This is a genomic window from Bacillus sp. RHFS10 (assembly GCF_016757475.1).
GTDB classification, from domain to species: domain Bacteria; phylum Bacillota; class Bacilli; order Bacillales; family Bacillaceae; genus Bacillus; species Bacillus subtilis_G.
Genome location: NZ_JAESPO010000001.1, coordinates 1,225,742 through 1,249,213, shown reverse-complemented (window position 1 = coordinate 1,249,213; position 23,472 = coordinate 1,225,742). Strand labels below are relative to the sequence as shown.

Genomic DNA, 23,472 nt, shown 5'->3' with positions numbered 1-23,472 from the left:
ATTATTATAGAATGAAAGCGCAGTCTATTTTAGTTTTGTTACATAAGTTAGGAGGATGGGAAATGAATATCCATGAGTACCAGGGAAAAGAAGTCCTCAGAAAATATGGGGTATCTGTTCCTGAAGGTAAAGTGGCTTTTACAGCAGATGAAGCAGTTGAGAAAGCAAAGAACTTATCCAGCTCGGTTTATGTCGTAAAGGCTCAAATTCATGCTGGCGGTCGAGGCAAAGCTGGTGGGGTAAAAATAGCAAAATCATTAGACGAAGTTAAAGCGTATGCCGAAGAGCTCTTAGGGAAGACCCTAGTTACACATCAGACAGGTCCGGACGGCCAAGTAATAAAACGCTTACTTATTGAAGAAGGCTGCGATATCAAAAAAGAATACTACGTGGGTCTTGTGCTTGACCGCGCCACTTCCAGAATCGTTCTGATGGCTTCCGAAGAAGGCGGAACAGAAATTGAAGAAGTTGCGGAAAAAACACCGGAAAAAATCAAAAAAGCTGTAATTGATCCGGCTGTCGGCCTCCAAGGCTATCAAGCCAGAGAAATTGCATTCGCTATTAATATTCCAAAAGAGCTCGTGGGGAAAGCTGCTAAATTTATGCTTGGATTATATAAGGCGTTTGTTGAGAAAGACTGCTCTATCGCTGAAATCAACCCGCTCGTTGTCACCGGCGACGGAAGTGTGATGGCGCTTGATGCGAAATTGAATTTCGACAGCAACGCGTTGTATAGACAAAAAGACATTATGGAATACAGAGACTTGGATGAAGAAGATCCGAAAGAAATCGAAGCGTCCAAATACGATTTAAGCTACATTTCCCTTGATGGAAATATCGGCTGTATGGTAAACGGCGCGGGACTTGCAATGTCCACAATGGATATTATCAAGCATTACGGAGGAGAACCGGCCAACTTCCTGGATGTGGGCGGCGGTGCAACCGCAGAAAAAGTCAGGGAAGCATTCAAAATCATTCTTTCTGATCAAAACGTTAAAGGGATTTTTGTCAACATTTTCGGCGGCATTATGAAATGTGATGTCATCGCAGAAGGGGTTGTTGAAGCGACTAAACAAGTCGGTTTGACATTGCCGCTTGTCGTCCGTCTAGAAGGCACAAACGTGGATCTAGGGAAGAAAATCCTTAGTGAATCAGGGTTAAATATTACATCTGCGGAATCAATGGCTGACGGCGCGCAGAAAATCGTATCCTTAGTTTAAGAAAGAATGAAAGGCAGGGGACCAGATAATGAGTGTTTTTATTAATAAAGATACAAGAGTTATTGTGCAAGGGATTACAGGTTCTACCGCTTTATTTCATACGAAACAGATGCTCGAATACGGCACAAATATCGTAGGCGGTGTAACACCTGGAAAAGGCGGAACTGAAGCGGAAGGGGTTCCTGTATTTAATACAGTGGCTGACGCAGTTCAAACGACCGGCGCTAACGCGTCTGTTATATATGTGCCGGCACCGTTTGCAGCTGATGCGATTATGGAAGCGGTAGATGCGGAGCTTGATCTCGTGATCTGCATCACTGAACATATTCCGGTTTTGGATATGGTAAAGGTAAAACGCTTTATGGAAGGCAAGAAAACGAGACTGATAGGGCCGAACTGTCCTGGTGTCATCACGCCTGAAGAATGCAAAATCGGCATTATGCCTGGATATATCCATAAAAAGGGTCATGTAGGCGTTGTATCGCGCTCAGGAACATTAACATACGAAGCGGTGCACCAGCTGTCAGAAGCCGGTGTAGGACAATCTACAGCTGTTGGAATCGGCGGCGACCCTGTAAATGGAACAAACTTTATTGACGTTTTAAAAGCGTTTAACGAAGATCCTGACACACATGCTGTCATTATGATTGGCGAAATCGGCGGTACTGCCGAAGAGGAAGCGGCAGAGTGGGTAAAAGCCAACATGACAAAACCGGTAGTCGGTTTTATCGGCGGTAAAACAGCACCTCCAGGGAAGCGCATGGGACATGCCGGCGCCATTATTTCCGGCGGAAAAGGTACAGCTGATGAAAAAATCAAAACCCTTAATGCATGCGGAATCGAAGTTGCAGACACACCTTCTGTAATGGGCGAAACGTTAATTAAGGTGCTGAAAGAGAAGAACTTGTTCGAAACTTGCAAAACGCATTAATAAAGAAGGGACAGCCGTCAAGGCTGTTCTATCTTTTTCTGTCAAAAGGAGGTCAATATATTGGATCAGCCCGCTGCCTGTTTAATGATTTGCAGAATCAATCAATTATTATCCCCATCCCTTCTATTAAAATGGTGGAAAGCCGATCCATCTATGTCGCTGACATCACCCTTGTTAGAAACTGTTACTCGCGGTAAAAGAGAAGCTGCTGCATTAAAAAACAAAATAGAAAAACATTATCCAAAGCTTCAGCGTGTACTTGCTGCTTACCATGAGCAAGGCATTATCCCCATCCCGATTTCTTCTAAGCAATATCCTTTCTGGCTGCAAACCATTTATGATCCCCCCGCCGTCCTGTTTGCAAAGGGTGATATGGCTCTTCTTTCCGAAGGGAGGAAAATTGGAATTGTAGGTACAAGAAATCCAACAGCTTATGGGATGCATGTTGTCAATCACCTTACTAAAGAGCTTTGCCGCAAAGAGTGGGTGATTGTCAGCGGACTTGCGTCTGGGATAGACGGAATGTCCCACGCGGCAAGTATTAAGGCGAAGGGGCGGACAATCGGCGTCATTGCAGGGGGATTTCATCACATTTATCCCCGGGAAAACCTTCAGTTAGCAAATCACATGGCAAAACACCATATCCTTCTGTCAGAGCATCCACCTGAAACTAAACCCCAAAAATGGCATTTCCCTATGAGAAACCGTATCATCAGCGGATTAAGTGAAGGCATTATTGTTGTGCAGGGCAAAGAAAAAAGCGGTTCGCTGATTACTGCATATCAAGCACTGGAACAAGGGAGAGAAGTTTTTGCCGTACCCGGTTCATTATTTGATCCTTACGCCGGAGGTCCTATAAAACTGATTCAGCAGGGGGCTAAAGCCATATGGTCAGCAGAGGATGTTTTCGAGGAGCTTCCTGAAAGAAACGTTCAATATACGGAACCCTTTTGAATTATCGTTTGACAAACGGCATTGTAATATTTAATAATAGTGAGGATTTAAAGTTGCATATTGTTTTCTATTTAAATAATGACGTTCATCATAAAGAATGAAATGTTGAAAGCCAAATAAAGACAGCAGCAAAAATAAAATTGAAATACTTGAAAAGAGAGAGAACACCTCTTGAGGGGGATGAAAATGTCTGATTATCTAGTCATCGTGGAATCGCCTGCTAAGGCGAAAACGATTGAACGTTACTTAGGTAAAAAATATAAAGTAAAAGCATCAATGGGACATGTCCGAGATCTTCCAAAAAGTCAAATGGGAGTTGACATAGAACAGAATTTCGAACCAAAATATATTACCATTCGAGGTAAAGGCCCGGTATTAAAAGAGTTGAAAACGGCTGCGAAAAAAGCTAAAAAAGTGTATCTCGCAGCCGACCCCGACAGAGAAGGGGAAGCGATTGCATGGCACTTGGCACACAGCCTTGATTTAGATCTCAATTCAGACTGCCGTGTGGTGTTTAACGAAATTACAAAAGACGCCATTAAGGAATCGTTTAAACATCCCCGCATGATCAATATGGATTTAGTGGATGCACAGCAGGCGAGACGTATTTTAGACAGGCTTGTCGGATACAAAATCAGTCCTATCCTATGGAAAAAAGTCAAGAAAGGGCTTAGCGCAGGCCGCGTTCAATCCGTTGCCCTCCGTTTGATTACTGACCGTGAAAAAGAAATTAACGACTTTAAGCCGGAGGAATATTGGACCATTGACGGTACGTTCTTAAAAGGACAGGAAACGTTCGAAGGGAGCTTTTTCGGAAAAAACGGCAAAAAACTTCCTTTAAATAGTGAAGCCGACGTAAAAGACATTCTTTCTCAGCTTAAAGGCAATAAATATACAGTTGAAAAAGTAACGAAAAAGGAACGTAAACGTAATCCGGCTTTGCCTTTTACCACTTCCACCCTGCAGCAGGAAGCGGCTCGCAAACTCAATTTCAGAGCGAAGAAAACGATGATGATTGCACAGCAATTATATGAAGGAATCGATCTTGGAAGAGAAGGAACTGTCGGTCTGATCACGTATATGAGAACGGATTCAACCCGTATTTCAAATACGGCGGTTGATGAAGCTGCTGCATTTATTGATCAGGCATACGGCAAAGAGTTCTTAGGCGGCAAACGAAAGCCTGCGAAAAAGAATGAAAGTGCCCAGGATGCCCACGAAGCCATCCGTCCGACATCAGTTCTCAGAAAACCTAGTGAATTAAAAGCAGTACTCGGCAGAGATCAGATGAGATTGTATAAATTAATTTGGGAGCGCTTTGTTGCCAGCCAAATGGCACCTGCAATTCTCGATACAATGAGTGTCGATCTGACAAACAATGGTTTGACATTTCGTGCAAATGGAAGTAAAGTCAAGTTTTCCGGGTTTATGAAGGTGTATGTTGAAGGAAAAGACGACCAAATGGAAGAAAATAACCGGATGCTGCCTGACTTACAAGAAGGCGACACGGTATTATCAAAAGATATAGAACCGGAGCAGCATTTTACCCAGCCGCCTCCGCGATATACCGAGGCACGACTCGTTAAAACTCTTGAAGAACTCGGTATCGGCCGTCCTTCCACGTATGCTCCGACGCTTGATACCATTCAGCGGCGCGGCTATGTGTCTTTGGATAATAAACGTTTTATTCCGACTGAACTAGGGCAGATCGTTCTTGACTTGATTATGGAATTTTTCCCTGAAATCATTAACGTTGAGTTTACAGCGAAAATGGAAAAAGACCTTGATCATGTTGAAGAAGGCGATACCGAATGGGTTAAGATTATTGATAACTTCTACGCGGATTTTGAAAAACGCGTGAAAAAAGCTGAAGCGGAAATGAAAGAAGTTGAAATCGAGCCTGAATATGCAGGGGAAGATTGTGAGTTGTGCAGTTCTCCAATGGTATATAAAATGGGCCGATACGGTAAATTCTTAGCTTGCTCCAACTTTCCGGATTGCCGGAACACAAAGCCGATTGTGAAACAAATCGGCGTGAAGTGCCCGAGCTGCGGTGAAGGAAATATTGTTGAACGAAAATCGAAAAAGAAACGGGTTTTTTACGGCTGTGACCGTTATCCGGACTGTGAATTCGTTTCCTGGGACAAACCAATTGAACGAAAATGCCCGAAATGCGAAAAAATGCTCGTCGAGAAAAAACTCAAAAAAGGCATACAAGTCCAATGCGTGGAATGCGATTATAAGGAAGAACCACAGAAGTAGCGGTGAGCAGGGTCTTGCTCACCTTCTTTGTGTGTTAAAAGAAGGCCTTGAATAATAAACTAGGAGATGTGAAAGATGAACCAACAAACAGTGAATGTAATCGGAGCCGGACTCGCAGGAAGTGAAGCGGCATGGCAGCTTGCCAAACGGGGAATTCAAGTCAAATTATATGAAATGCGTCCTGTTAAACAAACGCCTGCGCACCATACAGATAAATTTGCCGAGCTTGTGTGCAGCAACTCTCTGCGCTCCAACACACTTGCTAATGCGGTCGGTGTATTAAAGGAAGAAATGCGGGCACTAGATTCAGCTATCATCGCGGCCGCTGACGAATGTTCGGTGCCTGCCGGCGGTGCTCTCGCGGTAGACCGTCATGAATTTGCCGCAAGCGTGACAAATCGGGTAAAAAACCATCCAAACGTAACCGTTATGAATGAAGAAGTGACGGAAATTCCAGAAGGTCCTACCGTTATCGCAACGGGACCGTTAACGTCTGAATCGCTGTCAGCCCAGCTGAAGGAGCTGACTGGAGAAGACTATTTATATTTTTATGACGCAGCGGCGCCAATTGTAGAAAAAGACAGCCTTGATATGGATAAAGTGTACTTGAAATCCCGTTATGATAAAGGTGAAGCGGCGTATTTGAACTGCCCGATGACAGAAGAAGAGTTTGACCGTTTTCATGAAGCATTAACATCAGCAGAAACAGTCCCTTTAAAAGAGTTTGAAAAAGAGATTTTCTTTGAAGGCTGCATGCCGATTGAAGTCATGGCAAAACGGGGAAAGAAAACAATGCTTTTCGGACCGATGAAGCCGGTTGGATTAGAGCATCCTGAGACAGGAAAACGTCCTTATGCTGTCGTCCAGCTCAGACAGGATGATGCTGCGGGAACACTCTATAATATTGTAGGATTCCAGACTCATTTAAAATGGGGAGACCAAAAAGAAGTTCTCAAATTGATTCCGGGGTTAGAAAATGTAGAAATCGTCAGATACGGCGTGATGCACAGAAACACATTCATTAACTCTCCAAGCCTGTTAAAGCCGACTTATCAATTTAAAAACCGCAGTGATTTGTTCTTTGCAGGCCAAATGACGGGAGTAGAAGGATACGTGGAATCAGCTGCATCAGGACTCATAGCAGGCATTAATGCGGCTAAACTTGTACTAGGAGAAGAGCTTGTCACTTTCCCTCAGGAAACAGCGATAGGCAGTATGGCTCACTATATTACAACAACAAACCAGAAGAACTTCCAGCCGATGAATGCAAACTTTGGGCTTTTAAAAGAATTGCCTGTTAAAATTAAAAATAAAAAAGAGCGGAATGAACAATACGCGAACCGTGCGATTGAGACAATTCAAACAATTTTGAAAACAATATAGGTATTGATTGCAACCTGAACGCGATTTGTGATACCATTTAAAAGCCCTTTCTGGGGAGGTTTAGGTATGGATAATGTTAAGAATTTCGTAAAGTTATTCGTAGAATATTTACAAATTGAAAAAAATTATTCACAATATACTATTGTGAATTATGTGGATTCAATTGAAGAATTCGAGACTTTTCTGCGCGTTCAAGGTATAAATGGATTTGAAGAAGCTGCATATCAGGATACTAGGATTTTTTTGACGGAAGCCTATGAAAAAGGTTTATCGAGAAGAACGATAAGCAAAAAGATATCTGCATTAAGAAGCTTTTATAAGTTTCTGATGCGGGAAAAGCTTGTTGAAGAAAATCCGTTTCAGCTTGTTCATCTGCCGAAACAAGAAAAACGGATACCGAAGTTTCTATATCAAAAAGAGCTTGAGGAGCTGTTTGAAGTTTCAGATATAAGCCAGCCGGCCGGAATGAGGGATCAAGCGCTGTTAGAGCTTCTCTATGCCACCGGAATGAGGGTCAGTGAATGCTGTTCCATAACTGTTAACGATGTTGATTTATTTATGGACACTGTGCTTGTTCACGGCAAAGGCAAGAAGCAGCGCTATATCCCCTTTGGGTCTTACGCCCGCGAAGCGTTGAAGGTATATATGAATAGCGGAAGACAGTGCTTGCTGATGAAAGCAAAAGAACCTCATGATCTATTATTCGTGAATCAAAGAGGCGGACCGCTTACAGCCCGAGGCATCAGACATATTTTAAGCGGGCTTGTTCAAAAAGCGTCCGGCACTTTACATATCCATCCGCATATGCTTCGACATACGTTCGCCACTCATCTGTTAAACGAAGGAGCAGATTTGAGAAGTGTTCAAGAATTGCTCGGACATTCCAATCTGTCTTCGACACAGATATATACGCACGTTTCGAAGGAAATGTTGAGAAACACATATATGTCTCACCATCCAAGAGCTTTTAAGAAAAATTAAAGGAGGCCCTTTATGTCATCTTTTCATGCGACCACAATATTTGCCGTGCAGCATAAGGGACGAAGTGCTATGTCCGGAGACGGCCAAGTGACATTTGGTCAGGCTGTTGTCATGAAACACACTGCACGAAAAGTGAGAAAACTGTTCAATGGTAAGGTTCTTGCTGGGTTTGCGGGATCTGTTGCAGACGCTTTCACTTTATTCGAAAAGTTTGAAGCTAAGCTTGAAGAGTACAACGGCAACTTAAAACGAGCCGCTGTTGAGCTTGCTAAAGAATGGCGCAGCGATAAAGTGCTTAGAAAGCTTGAAGCCATGTTAATCGTTATGAATCAGGATACTTTGCTTCTCGTATCGGGAACAGGCGAGGTAATCGAACCAGATGACGGCATTCTCGCGATTGGATCAGGAGGCAATTACGCTTTGGCGGCCGGAAGAGCTTTGAAAAAACATGCCGGTGAAAGCATGTCTGCAAGTGAGATTGCTAGAGCCGCGTTAGAAACAGCGGGCGAAATTTGTGTTTACACGAACGATCAAATCATACTGGAAGAACTTGAATAGAAAGGACTTGAGGCGCATGGAAAAAAAACCATTAACACCAAGACAGATTGTAGATCGGTTAGACCAATATATTGTCGGTCAGCAAAACGCGAAAAAAGCTGTCGCCGTGGCATTAAGAAACCGCTATAGAAGAAGTCTTCTAGATGAAAAACTGAAGGATGAGGTCGTTCCGAAAAACATTTTAATGATGGGGCCTACCGGCGTTGGGAAAACTGAAATTGCCAGACGAATCGCCAAGCTCTCAGGTGCGCCATTTATCAAAATTGAAGCAACAAAATTTACTGAAGTCGGCTACGTAGGCAGAGATGTTGAATCAATGGTCAGAGACCTTGTGGAGACTTCTGTTCGGCTTATAAAAGAAGAGAAAATCAATGAAGTAAAAGAGCAGGCTGAAGAAAATGCAAATAAACGCATTGTTCATCTGTTAGTTCCTGGGAAGAAAAAACAATCAGGCGTTAAAAATCCTTTTGAAATGTTGTTTGGCGGCAGCCAGCCGAGTGGCGAAGATGAGGCGGAGAGCCAGGAAGAAGCAAACATTGAAGAAAAAAGGAAACGAATGGAGCATCAGCTGGCTTTAGGAGAGCTCGAAGACCACTATGTAACAGTAGAAGTCGAAGAGCAGCAGCCTTCTATGTTCGACATGCTGCAGGGCTCTGGTATGGAGCAGATGGGCATGAATATGCAGGACGCACTGAGTGGATTAATGCCAAAGAAAAAGAAACGGCGTAAAATGACAGTCAGAGAAGCCAGAAAAGTTCTGACGAATGAAGAAGCAAGTAAACTCATCGATATGGATGAAGTCGGCCAGGAAGCTGTTCAGAGAGCAGAAGAGAATGGAATTATCTTTATAGACGAGATTGATAAAATTGCAAAAAACGGCGGCGCCTCATCCTCTGCCGATGTATCAAGAGAAGGCGTTCAGCGGGATATCCTCCCAATCGTTGAGGGTTCAACCGTTGTCACTAAATATGGTTCGGTAAAAACAGACCATGTGTTATTTATTGCAGCAGGAGCGTTTCATATGGCCAAACCATCTGATTTGATTCCTGAACTGCAGGGGCGTTTCCCGATTCGTGTAGAACTGAGCAAACTCACGGTAGACGACTTCGTGAGAATTTTGGTTGAGCCGGATAATGCGCTGCTGAAACAATATCAGGCATTATTGCAGACGGAAGGTATATCTCTTGAATTTTCTGACGAAGCTATTCGTAAGATTGCAGAAGTTGCTTATCATGTGAACCAGGACACAGATAATATCGGTGCGAGACGCCTTCATACAATACTTGAACGTCTATTAGAAGATCTATCGTTTGAAGCTCCTGATGTCACAATGGAGAAAATAACGATTACACCACAGTATGTCGAAGAAAAGCTAGGAACAATAGCCAAAAATAAAGATTTAAGTCAATTTATATTGTGAAAAATTTAATATGAGGAATATTTAGGAGGATTATTTATCATGGCTTTATTACAAAAAACAAGAATTATTAACTCCATGCTGCAAGCTGCGGCAGGGAAACCGGTGAACTTCAAGGAAATGGCGGAGACGCTGCGGGACGTAATTGATTCCAATATTTTCGTTGTAAGCCGCAGAGGCAAACTCCTTGGATATTCTATTAACCAGCAAATTGAAAATGACCGCATGAAAAAAATGCTTGAGGATCGTCAATTCCCTGAAGAATATACGAAAAATCTGTTTAACGTTCCTGAAACATCTTCTAACTTGGATATTAACAGTGAATATACTGCTTTTCCTGTTGAGAACAGAGACCTGTTCCAAGCTGGTTTAACAACAATAGTACCAATCATCGGAGGCGGAGAAAGATTAGGGACACTCATTCTTTCACGTTTACAGGATCAATTTCAAGACGATGATTTAATTCTCGCTGAATACGGTGCTACAGTTGTCGGAATGGAAATCTTGCGAGAAAAAGCAGAAGAAATCGAAGAGGAAGCAAGAAGTAAAGCTGTCGTACAAATGGCTATCAGCTCGCTTTCTTACAGTGAGCTTGAAGCAATTGAGCACATTTTTGAAGAGCTTGACGGAAACGAAGGTCTTCTCGTTGCAAGTAAAATCGCAGACCGCGTCGGCATTACCCGATCTGTTATTGTGAACGCACTCAGAAAGCTGGAAAGCGCTGGTGTCATCGAGTCAAGATCATTAGGAATGAAAGGTACTTATATCAAAGTGCTTAACAACAAATTCCTAATTGAATTAGAAAATCTCAAATCTCATTAATCACCGAAAGAACCCCTTTTTAAGGGGTTCTTTTTTATGCTCAAATAAAGGAAATTGATAAGCTTTATTTCCTGGGTTGAAAGTCTTTCTTTGTAATATTTTTAATAAATCTTACATTTTTCATTAAAAAGACTAAAAAATAACGAAAAAAATGTCGAAAAAACAGAAATTCCGCTATTTTCAGGCTTATATCAAGGTGGAAAACATAGTTCAAATAATCTAGGACTATATACCTAGTTATAAAATAGATAATTGTGAGGACATTTTTTTACACGAACTTCATAGACTTTATGCCTGTTATTTCTTACAATAAGCATATAGTTTTACAATTCTCGACAAGGATATTGAGGGTGAAAAAAACTGAAATGGAGGTAAGTGGATTTGAGCTTATTTTCTGGAACGATACAAAATCTTGAAAATGCCTTGGGCAGAGCGAATATTAAGCAAAAAGTCATAACTAATAATATCGCCAATATAGATACACCGAACTATAAGGCGAAAAAAGTCTCTTTCCAAAATTTATTAAATCAAGAATCCTCGCGTCTCGAAGCGACAAAAACAGACTATCGTCATGTTGATTTTTCTGATACTGATTCGAATTATTCAATTGTAACAAGTGCGAATACATCGTATCAGCAAAACGGAAACAATGTTGACGTCGACAAAGAGATGACAGAATTGGCGCAAAATCAAATCAACTATCAAGCTTTAGTTGAAAGAATGAACGGTAAATTTAATTCGCTGAAAACCGTATTAACAGGAGGGAAATAATGACAGCTTTTCATAGCTTAAATGTTTCAGCATCAGCTTTAACAGCTCAGCGTGTCAGAATGGACGTTGTATCGTCTAACTTGGCTAATATGGATACGACTAGAGCTAAGCAGGTGGACGGAGAGTGGGTGCCTTACAGAAGAAAAATGGTTTCTCTTCAGTCAAAAGGTGAATCGTTCTCTTCAATTCTCAATTCTAAAATGGGCGGAAGCGGCAATGCCGGAAACGGTGTAAAGGTTTCTAAAATCGCGGAAGATGATTCAGATTTTAATCTTGTCTATGATCCGGCAAACCCAGATGCAAACGCTGAAGGATATATACAAAAGCCTAATGTTGACCCGTTGAAAGAAATGGTTGACCTTGTCAGCAGCACAAGATCATACGAGGCGAATGTCACAGCAATGAATGCCACAAAGGGAATGCTGATGAAGGCGTTAGAAATCGGAAGGTAAGGTGAACGAATGTGATTAATGCAATTTCTCCTTTTCAGGTTCAAAATACTCAAAACACTCAAAATGCAACAAATCAAGTAAACAATAGCCAAAAAACAGATTCTTCAAATCAAACAAGCTTTTCGGAGCTTTTAAAAAACTCTATTAGTTCGTTAAATGAGTCCCAAGTAGCTTCTGACAACATGACTAATGCCTTGGCTGCAGGAAAAGATGTAAATCTTGATGAGGTCATGATCGCCGCTCAAAAAGCAAGCGTCTCTCTAACTGCTGCAACAGAGTTCCGCAATAAAGCTGTGGAAGCCTATCAGGAGATTATGAGAATGCAAATGTAGAGGGTCTTACGATTAAGAGAAAGAGTGGAATGACCGGGGGTTAACATGAATCGTACTCTAATGCAAATGAAAAACAAAACGAGTGAGTTTTGGAAAAACAGATCTAAATTACAAAAGATTTTAATGATTAGTGCTTTAGCGGCAATTATTATTATTGGAATTATTATCAGTGTTTTTGCTTCCAGTTCAAAAATGGCGCCGCTGTACAAAGATTTATCTGCTGAAGAAGCAGGGCAGATCAAAGAAGAACTTGATGCGAAAAAAGTGCCAAACGAACTTTCAAACGGCGGAACAGTGATAAGTGTTCCGGAGGATCAGGTTGATTCATTGAAAGTGCAGCTGGCTGCAGAAGGACTTCCTAAAACAGGATCAATTGATTATTCATTTTTTGGGCAGAATGCCGGCTTTGGTTTGACAGACAATGAGTTTGATATGGTCAAAGTGAAAGCAACACAGACAGAACTGTCGAATTTGATCAATGAAATGGACGGTATTAAAAATTCCAAAGTAATGATTAACCTCCCGAAAGACGCTGTGTTTGTCGGTGAGGAGCAATCTGCAGCATCCGCATCAATCGTCCTGCAGGTACAACCGGGCTATACACTTGATCAAAGCCAGGTCAACGGACTGTATCATCTGGTATCGAAAAGTGTGCCGAACCTAAAAGAAGATAACATTGTCATCATGGACCAAAATTCTACATACTACGACAAATCAAACAGCGATGCAGGGTCCTACGCGGATAGTTATTCTTCACAGCAGGGAATTAAATCTCAAGTCGAAAAAGACATTCAAAAGCATGTTCAGTCACTGCTCGGTACGATGATGGGACAAGATAAAGTCGTTGTTTCCGTTACAGCAGACATTGATTTCACAAAAGAAAATCGCACAGAAGACATTGTCGAACCTGTAGATAAAGAAAACATGGCAGGCATTGCAGTCAGCGCGGAAAAGGTATCTGAAACATATCAGGGTGACGGTGCAGCCAATGGCGGAATCGCCGGAACAGGCGACGATGATGTAACAAATTACGAAGCTGACGGGGAAAATACCGAAGGCGGAGGTTATGAAAAAAGCAGCGAAAAAATCAACTATGAGGTTAACCGGATCCATAAAGAAATCGCAGAGAGCCCTTATAAAGTTAGAGATTTGGGAATCCAAGTGATGGTGGAGCCGCCGGACGCAAAAAATATCGAGTCGCTTTCAGCTGAAAGACAAGAAGATATTCAAAAAATACTTTCAACTGTAGTCAGAACTTCTATTGATAAGGATGCACAAGACCAGGAGCTTACCGACGAGGACATCAATAATAAAATTGTCTTATCCGTCCAGCCTTTTGATGGCAAAGTAAATATGGACGCTGATACAGAAGAAGCCTCAGGGGTGCCGATTTGGGTTTATATTGCAGGAGGTATTTTGATTGCTGCCATCATCGTTCTCATTATTATGCTGGTTAGAAAGAAACGGACGCAAGAGGATGAATTTGAGGAATATGAGTATGAGGTTCCTCAAGAACCGATCAATCTGCCTGATATCAACGAAGAGGAAAATGAAACAGCGGAAACAGTCAGACGAAAACAGCTTGAAAAGATGGCGAAAGACAAGCCAGAAGATTTTGCAAAACTGCTGAGAAGCTGGCTGGCCGAGGATTAGGAGGAATTAGAAATGGCGAGACGTGATCAAGATAAGCTTACAGGAAAACAAAAAGCAGCCATTCTCATGATTTCCTTGGGGTTAGATGTGTCAGCTTCTGTATATAAGCACTTAACCGATGAAGAAATTGAAAGGCTTACCCTGGAGATATCAGGGGTTCGAAGTGTCGATCATCAAAAAAAGGATGAAATTATAGAAGAATTTCATAATATAGCCATTGCGCAAGATTATATTTCTCAAGGCGGCCTAAGCTATGCGAGACAAGTTCTTGAGAAGGCGCTTGGAGAGAATAAGGCGGAAAACATTCTAAACAGGCTGACTTCTTCTTTGCAGGTTAAACCATTTGATTTTGCCAGAAAAGCGGAGCCTGAACAAATTTTAAATTTTATACAACAAGAGCATCCTCAGACGATGGCTTTAATTTTGTCTTATTTAGACCCTGTTCAATCCGGGCAAATTTTATCCGAGCTGAATCCCGAAGTACAGGCTGAGGTCGCCAGAAGAATCGCAGTTATGGACAGAACGTCACCTGAAATTATTAATGAGGTAGAACGGATTCTGGAACAAAAATTATCTTCTGCATTTACTCAGGATTATACACAAACAGGCGGAATTGAAGCCGTTGTGGAAGTGTTAAACGGGGTAGACAGAGGAACAGAGAAGACGATCTTGGATTCATTGGAAATTCAGGATCCCGATCTTGCTGAAGAAATTAAAAAGCGGATGTTTGTCTTCGAAGATATTGTTACACTTGATAACCGCGCAATTCAGAGGGTCATCCGCGATGTTGAAAACGACGATCTGCTCCTTTCATTAAAGGTTGCAAGCGAAGAAGTCAAAGAAATTGTATTCAACAATATGTCACAGCGCATGGTTGAAACCTTCAAAGAAGAAATGGAATTTATGGGACCTGTACGCTTGAAAGATGTAGAAGAAGCTCAGTCTAGAATTGTAAGCATCGTCAGAAAGCTTGAAGAAGCCGGTGAAATTGTGATAGCAAGAGGCGGAGGGGACGATATTATTGTCTAATATCATTAAACAAGAATCATCTTTTTCTCCACAAAAGGATAAAAGAAAACTCTCTATACAAGAGGTGCACATTGATCATTCTCACCTTTTGCAGGCTGAAGAGAACCCAGAAGCGCTTATGGCGCGGGTGAAAGAGGAAGCTGACCGGATTTCTAAGCAGGCCAACAGCCATATAGAAAATATTCGCCGTCAAATTGAACAGGAAAAAAATGATTGGGCGGCTGAAAAACAGAAGCTGATCGAGGAAGCAAAAGCCGAGGGCTTTGAACAAGGTATGGCATTGGGCAGAACTGAAGCGCTTGAACAGTATGCCGAGCTGATCGGCCAAGCGAACAGCATAACTGAAATGTCCAGAAAAGCTGTTGAGGATAAGATTGAAGACGCTTCAGAAGAAATCGTCGAGCTTGCCGTTGCACTAGCTGGAAAAGTGTGGCGGCAAAAATCTGATGATAAAGAGGCATTTCTCCTGCTTGTGAAACAGGTCGTAAACGAAGTAAGGGAATATGACGATATATCAATATATGTGGATCCGTATTACTATGAGACTGTTTTTCAGCAAAAAGATGAAATCATGCAGCTTCTTTATAAAGAATGCCGGCTTGGCATATATGCTGATGAAAAAGCTCAAAAAGGATCATGTTATATAGAAACTCCTTTTGGCAGAGTAGATGCGAGTGTTGACACTCAATTAATGCAATTGAAAGATAAACTTCTGACAGCGCTGGAAGCGGGTGCAGCTGAATGAAGACACAGAGTCTGATAGATTGTATTGAAATGACGGACTCGTATAAACGGTATGGAAAAGTCAAACGGGTGATCGGCCTGATGATTGAATCAAAAGGGCCTGCAAGCTCAATTGGAGACGTGTGCCTGATTTACGCAAAAGGGCAATCAGGTACAGTCATTAAAGCTGAGGTTGTCGGCTTCCAGGAAGAGAATATTTTGCTTATGCCTTATTTAGAGGCTGCAAGCATTGCGCCCGGCAGTATTGTAGAAGCCACTGGTGAATCTCTTCGGGTTAAAGTCGGAGCCGGACTGATCGGACAAGTCATCGATGCTTTTGGCGAGCCGCTTGATGGAAAACTTCTGCCGAAAGGGCTTTCGCCTGTATCGACAGAGCAATCACCGCCCAATCCGATGAAACGGCCGCCTATTCGAGAAAAGATGGGTGTCGGAGTCAGGTCGATTGACAGCTTGCTGACAGTCGGTAAAGGCCAGCGAATTGGTATTTTTGCAGGGAGCGGTGTCGGAAAAAGCACATTAATGGGGATGATCGCCAAGCAGACAGAGGCTGACTTAAATGTCATTGCACTTGTCGGGGAACGCGGGCGAGAGGTTCGGGAATTTATTGAAAAAGATCTTGGGAAAGAGGGGCTGAAACGATCGATTGTAGTCGTTGCCACCTCAGATCAGCCGGCATTAATGAGATTAAAAGCGGCATATACAGCAACGGCAATTGCCGAGTATTTCCGTGATAAAGGCCAAAATGTCATGTTTATGATGGATTCAGTCACAAGGGTGGCAATGGCCCAGCGTGAGATTGGACTGGCTGCCGGCGAGCCGCCGACAACAAAGGGTTATACACCTTCTGTGTTCGCTATTTTACCACGTTTATTAGAACGAACCGGTGCAAATGAGCACGGAACCATTACGGCGTTTTACACAGTATTGGTAGATGGTGATGACATGAATGAGCCGATTGCTGACACTGTTCGCGGGATTTTAGACGGACATATCGTGTTGGACAGGGCGCTTGCCAATAAAGGCCAGTTTCCTGCAGTTAATGTACTAAAAAGCATCAGCAGGGTGATGTCTAACATATCGACTAGGCAACACCTGAGTGCAGCTAATAAATTCCGTGAGCTTTTATCGACTTATCAAAATTCGGAAGATCTCATTAATATCGGAGCTTACAAAAGAGGATCCTCTAGAGAAATCGATGAAGCAATACAATTTTATCCGCAGCTTATTCAATTTTTAAAACAGGGAACAGACGAATCGGCATTATTGGAAGAGAGCATTGCTGCATTAACTAGTTTGACAGGAAATGAGGAATAAACGTGGCCTATCAATTTAGATTCCAAAAGCTGCTGGAACTAAAAGAAAATGAGAAAGATCAATCCTTATCTGAGTATCAGCAATCAGTTTCTGAATTTGAAAATGTTGCTGAAAAATTATATGAGAATATGAGCAAAAAGGAATTGCTTGAACAAAATAAGGAAGAGAAATTGAAAAGCGGTATGAGTGTACAAGAAATGAGGCATTACCAGCAATTTGTGTCAAATCTTGACAACACAATTTATCATTATCAAAAGCTTGTCATTATGAAACGAAATCAAATGAATCAAAAACAAGAAATTTTGACAGAGAAAAATATTGAAGTGAAAAAGTTTGAAAAAATGCGTGAAAAACAGTTTAAAATGTTTGCTCTTGAAGACAAAGCTGCAGAGATGAAAGAAATGGACGACATTTCGATCAAGCAGTTTATGATTCAAGGCCATTAGGGGCGAATGTAATGTCAGGCAAAAAGAAAGAATCAGGTAAGTTCCGTTCGGTTTTGCTTATCATTATCCTTCCGCTGATGTTTCTTCTAATCGCAGGGGGGATTGTTCTTTGGGCGGCTGGTGTCAATGTCCTAAAGCCGATACAGGAAGCTGCGGCAAAAACGCCGATTCTTAAAGAATGGGTTCCTGAAACCGAAAATAAAAAAGACACAGCATCAAGTAAGGATAGCAGTAATACGGCAGCTCTGGAAAAGACCATTAAGGATCAAAAAAGTGAAATCAGTATATTGAATAAAGATTTAGAAACGAGTAAATCTGAAATCGACAGGCTCAACCAAAAGATTCGTTCTCTTGAAAAGACGGCGGAGGATCAAAAGAAGTCATCAGAAGATCATACTAAAGAAACATCAGGTTCGAATTCTTCTTCTGAGGATGACAAAGTGATCAGTGTATATAAGAGCATGGACAGCGGAAAGGCTGCTAAAATTATTGCCCAATTAAATGAGCAGGAAGCGCTGAAAATATTGAATGGCCTAAGCAAAAAGCAGCTTGCCGACATATTGGCGAAAATGACTCCTGAGCAAGCGGCAACCTATACAGAAAAAATTGCTGCCAGTCAAGAATAGGGGGAATTAAAGGTGAAGCTGCTTGAATTGGCGGGACCTTTGCTGCAAACTACAGCGGGTACTGCGGCTAAAACCGTGAAAAGTAGCCAGGGAGTTTTTCAAAACTGGCTTATGTCTGAGGCGGGCTTGAATGAAATCTCAGAACAAGGGAAGGATGCTCCTAATTCCGGAGACCAGCTAGCAGATGCCCTTAAAAAGATCAGTGATTGGCTAAAAGCAAGTCCTGAAGATCAAGACAAACATAAAGCGGAACTTCTGCAAACATTAAGCAAACTAACAGGGAAACAGCTGGATGAAACGTCTCAGCAATTGTTGCAGAATCTGTTGCAAGCAGTTGAATCAAAAACGTCCAGCGGGACGGATCAATTGCTCGCAGAATTAGACAAAATGACCTCAGAAGGTAAAACGGCTCTGGCTGACAATGATCCTGCTGCTGACAGTAATGGAGAAATGAATGTTGATACAGAGCAATCGAATCAGGATAATGAAGTATCTGAGGATGATAAAGAACTTGCCCTTATTCAAATGTTCATTAGCCAACTGCTAGAAGGGAATAAGCTGACTGAACGCGGGAATGGCAATGAAGCTCATGTCATTTACCAGAATGGAGAACAATTTCTTTCTGCGTTAGAAAAAAAGGGCGTATCTCAACAGCTCATTCAGGATCTTAAACAGCAAATATTCACTAAAGATGAGTCGGGTTCAAAACTTTATTCGATGACAGCGTCAGAGCTGAAAAGTTTTCAAAGTTTAATGGAGCAAATGTCTATGCTTCCTCAAAAAGGGACTAAAGAATGGAATTTAGCTGAAAGCCAGCTGAAAGCTTTCTTGTTATCGAAATCATCCGAATCATCGCAAGACTTTGGAAAGCGTGTCCTCACACCGCTTTCACAGAATTCATTCAGCAAAAGCGCGTCGGATGCTTCTGGAAGTATTCAGCCCGTAGATAGTAAATCAGGACTCCAAATGCTTTTTTCAGGGTACAGGAACACTGGGGCAGTTCAACCACTCGATCTGCAGCAGCTCTCATCTGATTTACCGACTGTCGAGACAAAAACGGCGGCTGATCAAGTTATCAATGCGTGGAAGCAGATGAAATATACACCATTCGGCAGATCAACGGGAAGTTTCACCATTCGGCTGAATCCTGAACATTTAGGATTTGTCACAATCAAGCTGACAAATGAAAATGGGATGTTTCAGAGTAAAATTATTGCATCGAGTCAATCAGCAAAAGAACTGCTAGAACAGCATCTTCCTCAGCTGAAGCAATCACTGCCGAATATGGCCGTCCAAATTGACCGTTTTACTCTCCCGGTTCAAAGCGGGGATCAGCCGATATACGGCCAGCTTGCTGATGAACAGAGACAGCAGCAAGAGGGGCAGAAACAGCAAAGACAGAAAAAGGCATCAAATGATTTCGGCGATCTGCTCGATGAACTGTCGATGGTTGAAATGGAGGAAGAAGAATGACATCTATCAGTTCAGAATATAAACTGCCTGAAAAAACAAGCACCGTGTCAACTAACAATAGCAGCTTGGGGAAAGATGAGTTCTTAAAAATATTAATGGCCCAAGTCCAGAACCAAGATCCGCTCAACCCGGTTGATGACAAAGAATTTATCAGCCAAATGGCGACTTTTTCAAGCTTGGAGCAAATGGTGAATTTAAATACCACAATGGCTCAATTCGTCGAAAAACAAGATCCGTTTACAACGTACCTTGATTGGATGGGCAAAGAAGTTTCTTGGACTGCTGACGGAGGTGCAACAGAAAAAACAGGCACAGTAAACTCAGTAAAACAGTCAAAAGGAAAATATTATCTCGTTCTTAATGATGGTACTGAAGTCAGCCCGTCTAATGTGTTGAATGTCGCACAGTCTTCTAAATAAAAAAATCTGGGGGAATACATTATGTTACGTTCACTTTATTCTGGAATCAGCGGTATGAAAAATTTTCAAACAAAGCTTGACGTTATCGGCAACAACATTGCCAACGTGAATACAGTAGGATTCAAAAAGAGCCGTGTTACCTTTAAAGATATGGTAAGCCAAACGATTGCCGGCGGTTCTGCGGCTGGAGGAGCAATTGGAGGTACGAACTCTAAGCAGATCGGTTTAGGTTCATCATCTGGCACAATTGATACAATTCATTCAACAAGCGCAACACAAAGCACAGGAAGAACACTTGATTTAGCGATTGACGGTGACGGGTACTTTCAAATTGATTCAGGTGATGGAACAGTTTATACACGTGCAGGAAACTTCTATTTAGATAATACTGGAACACTTGTTACCGGTGATGGCTACCATGTGTTAAATATGACTGGGGGAACGATTCAGATCCCTCTTGATGCACAAAGCTTCAGTATTGGCTCTGATGGTAACGTATCAATCGTTGATGCAGGCGGCCAAACACAAGACGGCGGACAAATCGGGGTTGTTACTTTTGCAAACAGCGACGGTTTAGATAAAATCGGCAACAACTTATACCGTGAATCTTTAAACTCTGGAGCGGCAAGTGCAGCCAACCAGCCTGGTGACGGCGGTACAGGTTCCCTTAAATCAGGGTTTCTCGAAATGTCTAACGTTGATTTAACTGACGAATTTACTGAAATGATTGTTGCCCAGCGCGGATTCCAATCAAACTCAAAAATTATTACAACATCAGATGAAATCCTTCAAGAACTGGTTAACCTTAAACGTTAAGGAGGGAGGGGAGGCGATAATCGCTTCTCCGCTGTTTTATGATTAAAGTAACCCGTTTGAATGGGCAGCCCTTTACACTGAATGCGCTGTTTATTGAACAGATTGAATGCTTTCCGGATACTACAATTACTCTTTCAAATGGTAAGAAGTTTGTAGTAAAAGAAGATGAAGAAGCTGTTCTGGAAAAGATCGCAACTTTCTACCGAAAAATACAAATATTTTCAATGGATCAAGGAATAGAGGAACCGGAATGAAGAAAAATTTAATGATCATTTTACTAATTATTCTTATCGTAATAGGTGCTCTTGGGGCGGCGGCTTATTTTGTACTAGGCGGTGAGTCCGAAAAAAGTGAAACGGAAAAAAGCATTGATGAAATCGTTGCATCTTCTGTTGATGTAGAAGAGATCACAACAAATTTAAAGTCTGATAACATTATCCGGCTTGCTATTAAACTTGAGACCGACTCTGATAAATCAAAAGAAGAACTTGAAAAACGTGATTTTCAAGTGAAGGATGCTGTAATATCACTGCTGGCCGATACGAATGCTAATGCGATTGAGGGAGACAAGGGAAAAGAAGCCTTTAAGAAGGAACTAAAAGATAAAATAAATAGCTACCTCCAAGAAGGAAAAGTAGAAAAAGTGTATATTACCTCCTTTAATCTGCAATAAACAATCATTTGACAGAATACGGAGGTGAGGAAAATGTCAGGAGAAGTTCTCTCCCAAAATGAAATAGATGCACTGCTTTCTGCAATATCAACTGGTGAAATGGACGCTGAAGAGCTGAAAAAAGAAGAAAAAGAGAAGAAAGTGAAGGTTTATGATTTCAAACGTGCGCTGCGGTTTTCTAAGGATCAGATCCGCAGTTTAACGAGAATTCATGACAATTTTGCAAGACTTCTAACGACTCACTTTTCTGCTCAGCTCAGAACCTATATTCACATATCTGTCAGCTCAGTTGACCAGGTCCCGTATGAGGAATTTATCAGGTCAATACCGAACATGACGATTCTTAATCTGTTTGATGTCCATCCGATGGAAGGCAGAATTATGATGGAGGTTAATCCGACAATTGCTTATACGATGATGGATCGGGTAATGGGCGGTATTGGAATCAGTCATAATAAGGTTGACAGCTTGACAGAAATTGAAACAAAAATCATTTCTAATTTATTTGAAAATGCACTGGGAAATTATAAAGAAGCTTGGCAGTCAATTGCTGATATTGAACCGGAAATGACTGAGTTTGAAGTGAATCCGCAATTCGTTCAAATGGTATCTCCTAATGAAACGGTCGTGGTCATCTCGCTCAATACCCAAATCGGTGAAATCAGCGGTGTTATTAATCTTTGTATCCCGCATATTGTCCTCGAGCCGCTCATACCGAAGCTTTCGGTCCACTATTGGATGCAATCAGATAGAAATGAGCCGAAGCCTGAGGAAACAAAGTCGCTTGAAAAACGTATCATGACAGCACAAATACCTGTCGTGGCCGAGCTTGGCACATCTGAACTGACAATAGAAGAGTTTTTAAGTTTAGAAGTCGGAGACTGCATAACTTTGGACAAATCAGTCACGGATCCTCTTACTGTATTGGTCGGAGATAAGCCGAAATTTTTAGGACAAGCCGGCCGGGTGAATCGAAAACAGGCAGTGCAAATTTTAGATCACGACATAAGAGGTGAACAAGATGGAGAATAATAGATTATCTCAAGATGAGATTGACGCGCTTCTTAACGGCACTGGCGGTACGCCGGATGAGCCAGAGGTTCCGGAAGTACATGACTTATCGGACATGGAGCGTGATGCGATCGGTGAAATCGGAAATATTTCATTCGGCAGTTCTGCGACAGCCCTGTCAACGCTTTTAAATCAAAAGGTCGATATTACGACTCCGAGTGTAGCTGTCATTCCTAAAAGTAAAATCAGCGATGCGTTTCCTGAACCGTACGTAGCGATTGAAGTGAATTATACGGAGGGCTTTAGCGGCAGCAACCTGCTGGTCGTGGAACAAAATGACGCGGCGATTATCGCTGACTTAATGATGGGGGGAGACGGAAAAGGCGCGGACCCTTCACTGGGTGAAATTCATTTAAGTGCGGTTCAAGAAGCGATGAACCAAATGATGGGATCGGCAGCCACGTCAATGTCTACTGTATTCAGCAAAAAAATTGATATTTCACCGCCTCGGGTTGAATTGCTCGATGTTACTGAAGAAAAGGGAACAGACCGCATACCTGATGATGAAATGCTGGTGAAAGTGTCTTTCAACTTAAAGGTGGGAGATTTAATAGATTCCAGTATTATGCAGCTGTACCCGCTGTCATTTGCAAAAGATTTAATTGCAAATCTGATGAACACAGAAAGTGCAGAGGAAGAAACAGCGCCGCAGCCTGATGTTACATATGAGCAGCCGAAAGCGCCTGTGACGCCAGAGCCGCATATGGAACCGCAGCAGCAACAGCAGCAACAGCAGCAACAGCAACAGCCGCCAAAAAGGCAGGGAACACCAAAAAAAGCAGCACCAGTTCAGGTTTCGCCAGTGGAATTTTCCGCGTTTGATCCCAATGAGGCTTCTCAAGCCCCTATAAACAACTTGGATATGCTTTTGGATATTCCGCTTTCGATCACTGTTGAGCTTGGCAGAACGAAGAGAAGCGTAAAAGAGATTTTGGAGCTTTCTGCCGGAAGTATTATTGAGCTTGATAAGTTAGCCGGTGAGCCGGTAGATATTTTAGTGAATCGGCGAATCGTTGCCAAAGGCGAAGTCGTTGTCATTGAAGAAAACTTCGGAGTAAGAGTCACTGACATTTTAAGCCAAGCAGAGCGCATTAATAATTTAAAATAACGAAACACAAGGAGAGA

General features: G+C 42.0%; 25 protein-coding genes. All 25 read left to right on the top strand.

Going from position 1 to position 23,472, the window contains the following annotated elements:
• Positions 1–62 precede the first annotated feature (62 nt).
• The 25 genes from sucC to fliY all read left to right on the top strand — a co-directional run bounded on the left by sucC (position 63) and on the right by fliY (position 23,455).
• Positions 63–1,220, top strand: a complete 1,158-nt coding sequence (gene sucC, locus JMN17_RS05940) for an ADP-forming succinate--CoA ligase subunit beta (RefSeq protein ID WP_202327681.1) — start codon at positions 63–65, stop codon at positions 1,218–1,220.
• Between the two features lie 28 nt (positions 1,221–1,248).
• Positions 1,249–2,151: a succinate--CoA ligase subunit alpha gene (gene sucD / locus JMN17_RS05935; protein ID WP_087992067.1), complete on the top strand. Its 903-nt coding sequence runs from the start codon at positions 1,249–1,251 to the stop codon at positions 2,149–2,151.
• Between the two features lie 60 nt (positions 2,152–2,211).
• Positions 2,212–3,105 carry a DNA-processing protein DprA gene (gene dprA / locus JMN17_RS05930; RefSeq protein WP_202327680.1) on the top strand — a complete coding sequence of 298 codons (894 nt, stop codon included), beginning with the start codon at positions 2,212–2,214 and terminating at the stop codon, positions 3,103–3,105.
• Between the two features lie 186 nt (positions 3,106–3,291).
• Positions 3,292–5,367: a type I DNA topoisomerase gene (topA, locus tag JMN17_RS05925; RefSeq protein WP_202327679.1), complete on the top strand. Its 2,076-nt coding sequence runs from the start codon at positions 3,292–3,294 to the stop codon at positions 5,365–5,367.
• A 75-nt stretch (positions 5,368–5,442) separates the two neighbouring features.
• Positions 5,443–6,750 carry an FADH(2)-oxidizing methylenetetrahydrofolate--tRNA-(uracil(54)-C(5))-methyltransferase TrmFO gene (gene trmFO, locus JMN17_RS05920; protein ID WP_087992064.1) on the top strand — a complete coding sequence of 436 codons (1,308 nt, stop codon included), beginning with the start codon at positions 5,443–5,445 and terminating at the stop codon, positions 6,748–6,750.
• 66 nt (positions 6,751–6,816) lie between these two features.
• On the top strand, positions 6,817–7,731 hold the full coding sequence (gene xerC, locus JMN17_RS05915; RefSeq protein WP_087992063.1) for a tyrosine recombinase XerC: 915 nt from the start codon (positions 6,817–6,819) through the stop codon (positions 7,729–7,731).
• A 12-nt stretch (positions 7,732–7,743) separates the two neighbouring features.
• Positions 7,744–8,289 carry an ATP-dependent protease subunit ClpQ gene (clpQ, locus tag JMN17_RS05910; RefSeq protein ID WP_003238555.1) on the top strand — a complete coding sequence of 182 codons (546 nt, stop codon included), beginning with the start codon at positions 7,744–7,746 and terminating at the stop codon, positions 8,287–8,289.
• A gap of 16 nt (positions 8,290–8,305) precedes the next feature.
• Positions 8,306–9,709 (top strand): HslU--HslV peptidase ATPase subunit, encoded by a 1,404-nt coding sequence (gene hslU / locus JMN17_RS05905; RefSeq protein ID WP_087992062.1) that lies wholly within the window; start codon positions 8,306–8,308, stop codon positions 9,707–9,709.
• 39 nt (positions 9,710–9,748) lie between these two features.
• The gene (gene codY / locus JMN17_RS05900; RefSeq protein WP_087992061.1) at positions 9,749–10,528 is read left to right on the top strand and encodes a GTP-sensing pleiotropic transcriptional regulator CodY; all 780 of its coding nucleotides are present in this window, start codon (positions 9,749–9,751) and stop codon (positions 10,526–10,528) included.
• 381 nt (positions 10,529–10,909) lie between these two features.
• Positions 10,910–11,299 (top strand): flagellar basal body rod protein FlgB, encoded by a 390-nt coding sequence (flgB, locus tag JMN17_RS05895; RefSeq protein ID WP_087991586.1) that lies wholly within the window; start codon positions 10,910–10,912, stop codon positions 11,297–11,299.
• Positions 11,299–11,751: a flagellar basal body rod protein FlgC gene (gene flgC / locus JMN17_RS05890; protein WP_087991587.1), complete on the top strand. Its 453-nt coding sequence runs from the start codon at positions 11,299–11,301 to the stop codon at positions 11,749–11,751. The genes flgB and flgC overlap by 1 nt, the downstream gene beginning before the upstream one ends.
• 11 nt (positions 11,752–11,762) lie before the next feature.
• On the top strand, positions 11,763–12,083 hold the full coding sequence (fliE, locus tag JMN17_RS05885) for a flagellar hook-basal body complex protein FliE (RefSeq protein ID WP_087991588.1): 321 nt from the start codon (positions 11,763–11,765) through the stop codon (positions 12,081–12,083).
• Between the two features lie 45 nt (positions 12,084–12,128).
• Positions 12,129–13,736: a flagellar basal-body MS-ring/collar protein FliF gene (fliF, locus tag JMN17_RS05880; protein ID WP_087991590.1), complete on the top strand. Its 1,608-nt coding sequence runs from the start codon at positions 12,129–12,131 to the stop codon at positions 13,734–13,736.
• 12 nt (positions 13,737–13,748) lie between these two features.
• Entirely contained in the window at positions 13,749–14,765 is a 1,017-nt protein-coding gene (gene fliG, locus JMN17_RS05875) for a flagellar motor switch protein FliG (protein WP_087991592.1), read from the top strand.
• Positions 14,758–15,510 carry a flagellar assembly protein FliH gene (gene fliH, locus JMN17_RS05870; RefSeq protein ID WP_087991594.1) on the top strand — a complete coding sequence of 251 codons (753 nt, stop codon included), beginning with the start codon at positions 14,758–14,760 and terminating at the stop codon, positions 15,508–15,510. The genes fliG and fliH overlap by 8 nt, the downstream gene beginning before the upstream one ends.
• Complete coding sequence (gene fliI, locus JMN17_RS05865; RefSeq protein ID WP_087991595.1) at positions 15,507–16,823, top strand: flagellar protein export ATPase FliI; 1,317 nt, start codon at positions 15,507–15,509, stop codon at positions 16,821–16,823. The genes fliH and fliI overlap by 4 nt, the downstream gene beginning before the upstream one ends.
• Positions 16,824–16,825: 2 nt before the next feature.
• Positions 16,826–17,269, top strand: a complete 444-nt coding sequence (gene fliJ / locus JMN17_RS05860; protein WP_087991596.1) for a flagellar export protein FliJ — start codon at positions 16,826–16,828, stop codon at positions 17,267–17,269.
• A gap of 11 nt (positions 17,270–17,280) precedes the next feature.
• Positions 17,281–17,895, top strand: coding sequence for a MotE family protein (locus JMN17_RS05855; protein WP_087991597.1), 615 nt, complete (start codon positions 17,281–17,283; stop codon positions 17,893–17,895).
• 12 nt (positions 17,896–17,907) lie between these two features.
• Complete coding sequence (locus tag JMN17_RS05850; protein WP_087991599.1) at positions 17,908–19,368, top strand: flagellar hook-length control protein FliK; 1,461 nt, start codon at positions 17,908–17,910, stop codon at positions 19,366–19,368.
• Complete coding sequence (gene flgD, locus JMN17_RS05845) at positions 19,365–19,787, top strand: flagellar hook assembly protein FlgD (RefSeq protein ID WP_087991600.1); 423 nt, start codon at positions 19,365–19,367, stop codon at positions 19,785–19,787. Before JMN17_RS05850 ends, flgD begins: the two co-directional genes overlap by 4 nt.
• A 21-nt stretch (positions 19,788–19,808) precedes the next feature.
• Positions 19,809–20,603, top strand: a complete 795-nt coding sequence (flgG, locus tag JMN17_RS05840) for a flagellar basal body rod protein FlgG (RefSeq protein WP_087991601.1) — start codon at positions 19,809–19,811, stop codon at positions 20,601–20,603.
• Positions 20,604–20,641: 38 nt separating this feature from the next.
• Complete coding sequence (gene swrD, locus JMN17_RS05835; protein ID WP_087991602.1) at positions 20,642–20,857, top strand: swarming motility protein SwrD; 216 nt, start codon at positions 20,642–20,644, stop codon at positions 20,855–20,857.
• Positions 20,854–21,276 (top strand): flagellar basal body-associated protein FliL, encoded by a 423-nt coding sequence (gene fliL / locus JMN17_RS05830; protein WP_087991604.1) that lies wholly within the window; start codon positions 20,854–20,856, stop codon positions 21,274–21,276. Before swrD ends, fliL begins: the two co-directional genes overlap by 4 nt.
• A gap of 33 nt (positions 21,277–21,309) precedes the next feature.
• Entirely contained in the window at positions 21,310–22,308 is a 999-nt protein-coding gene (gene fliM / locus JMN17_RS05825) for a flagellar motor switch protein FliM (RefSeq protein ID WP_003220879.1), read from the top strand.
• Positions 22,298–23,455 carry a flagellar motor switch phosphatase FliY gene (gene fliY / locus JMN17_RS05820; RefSeq protein WP_202327678.1) on the top strand — a complete coding sequence of 386 codons (1,158 nt, stop codon included), beginning with the start codon at positions 22,298–22,300 and terminating at the stop codon, positions 23,453–23,455. Before fliM ends, fliY begins: the two co-directional genes overlap by 11 nt.
• Positions 23,456–23,472 lie beyond the last annotated feature (17 nt).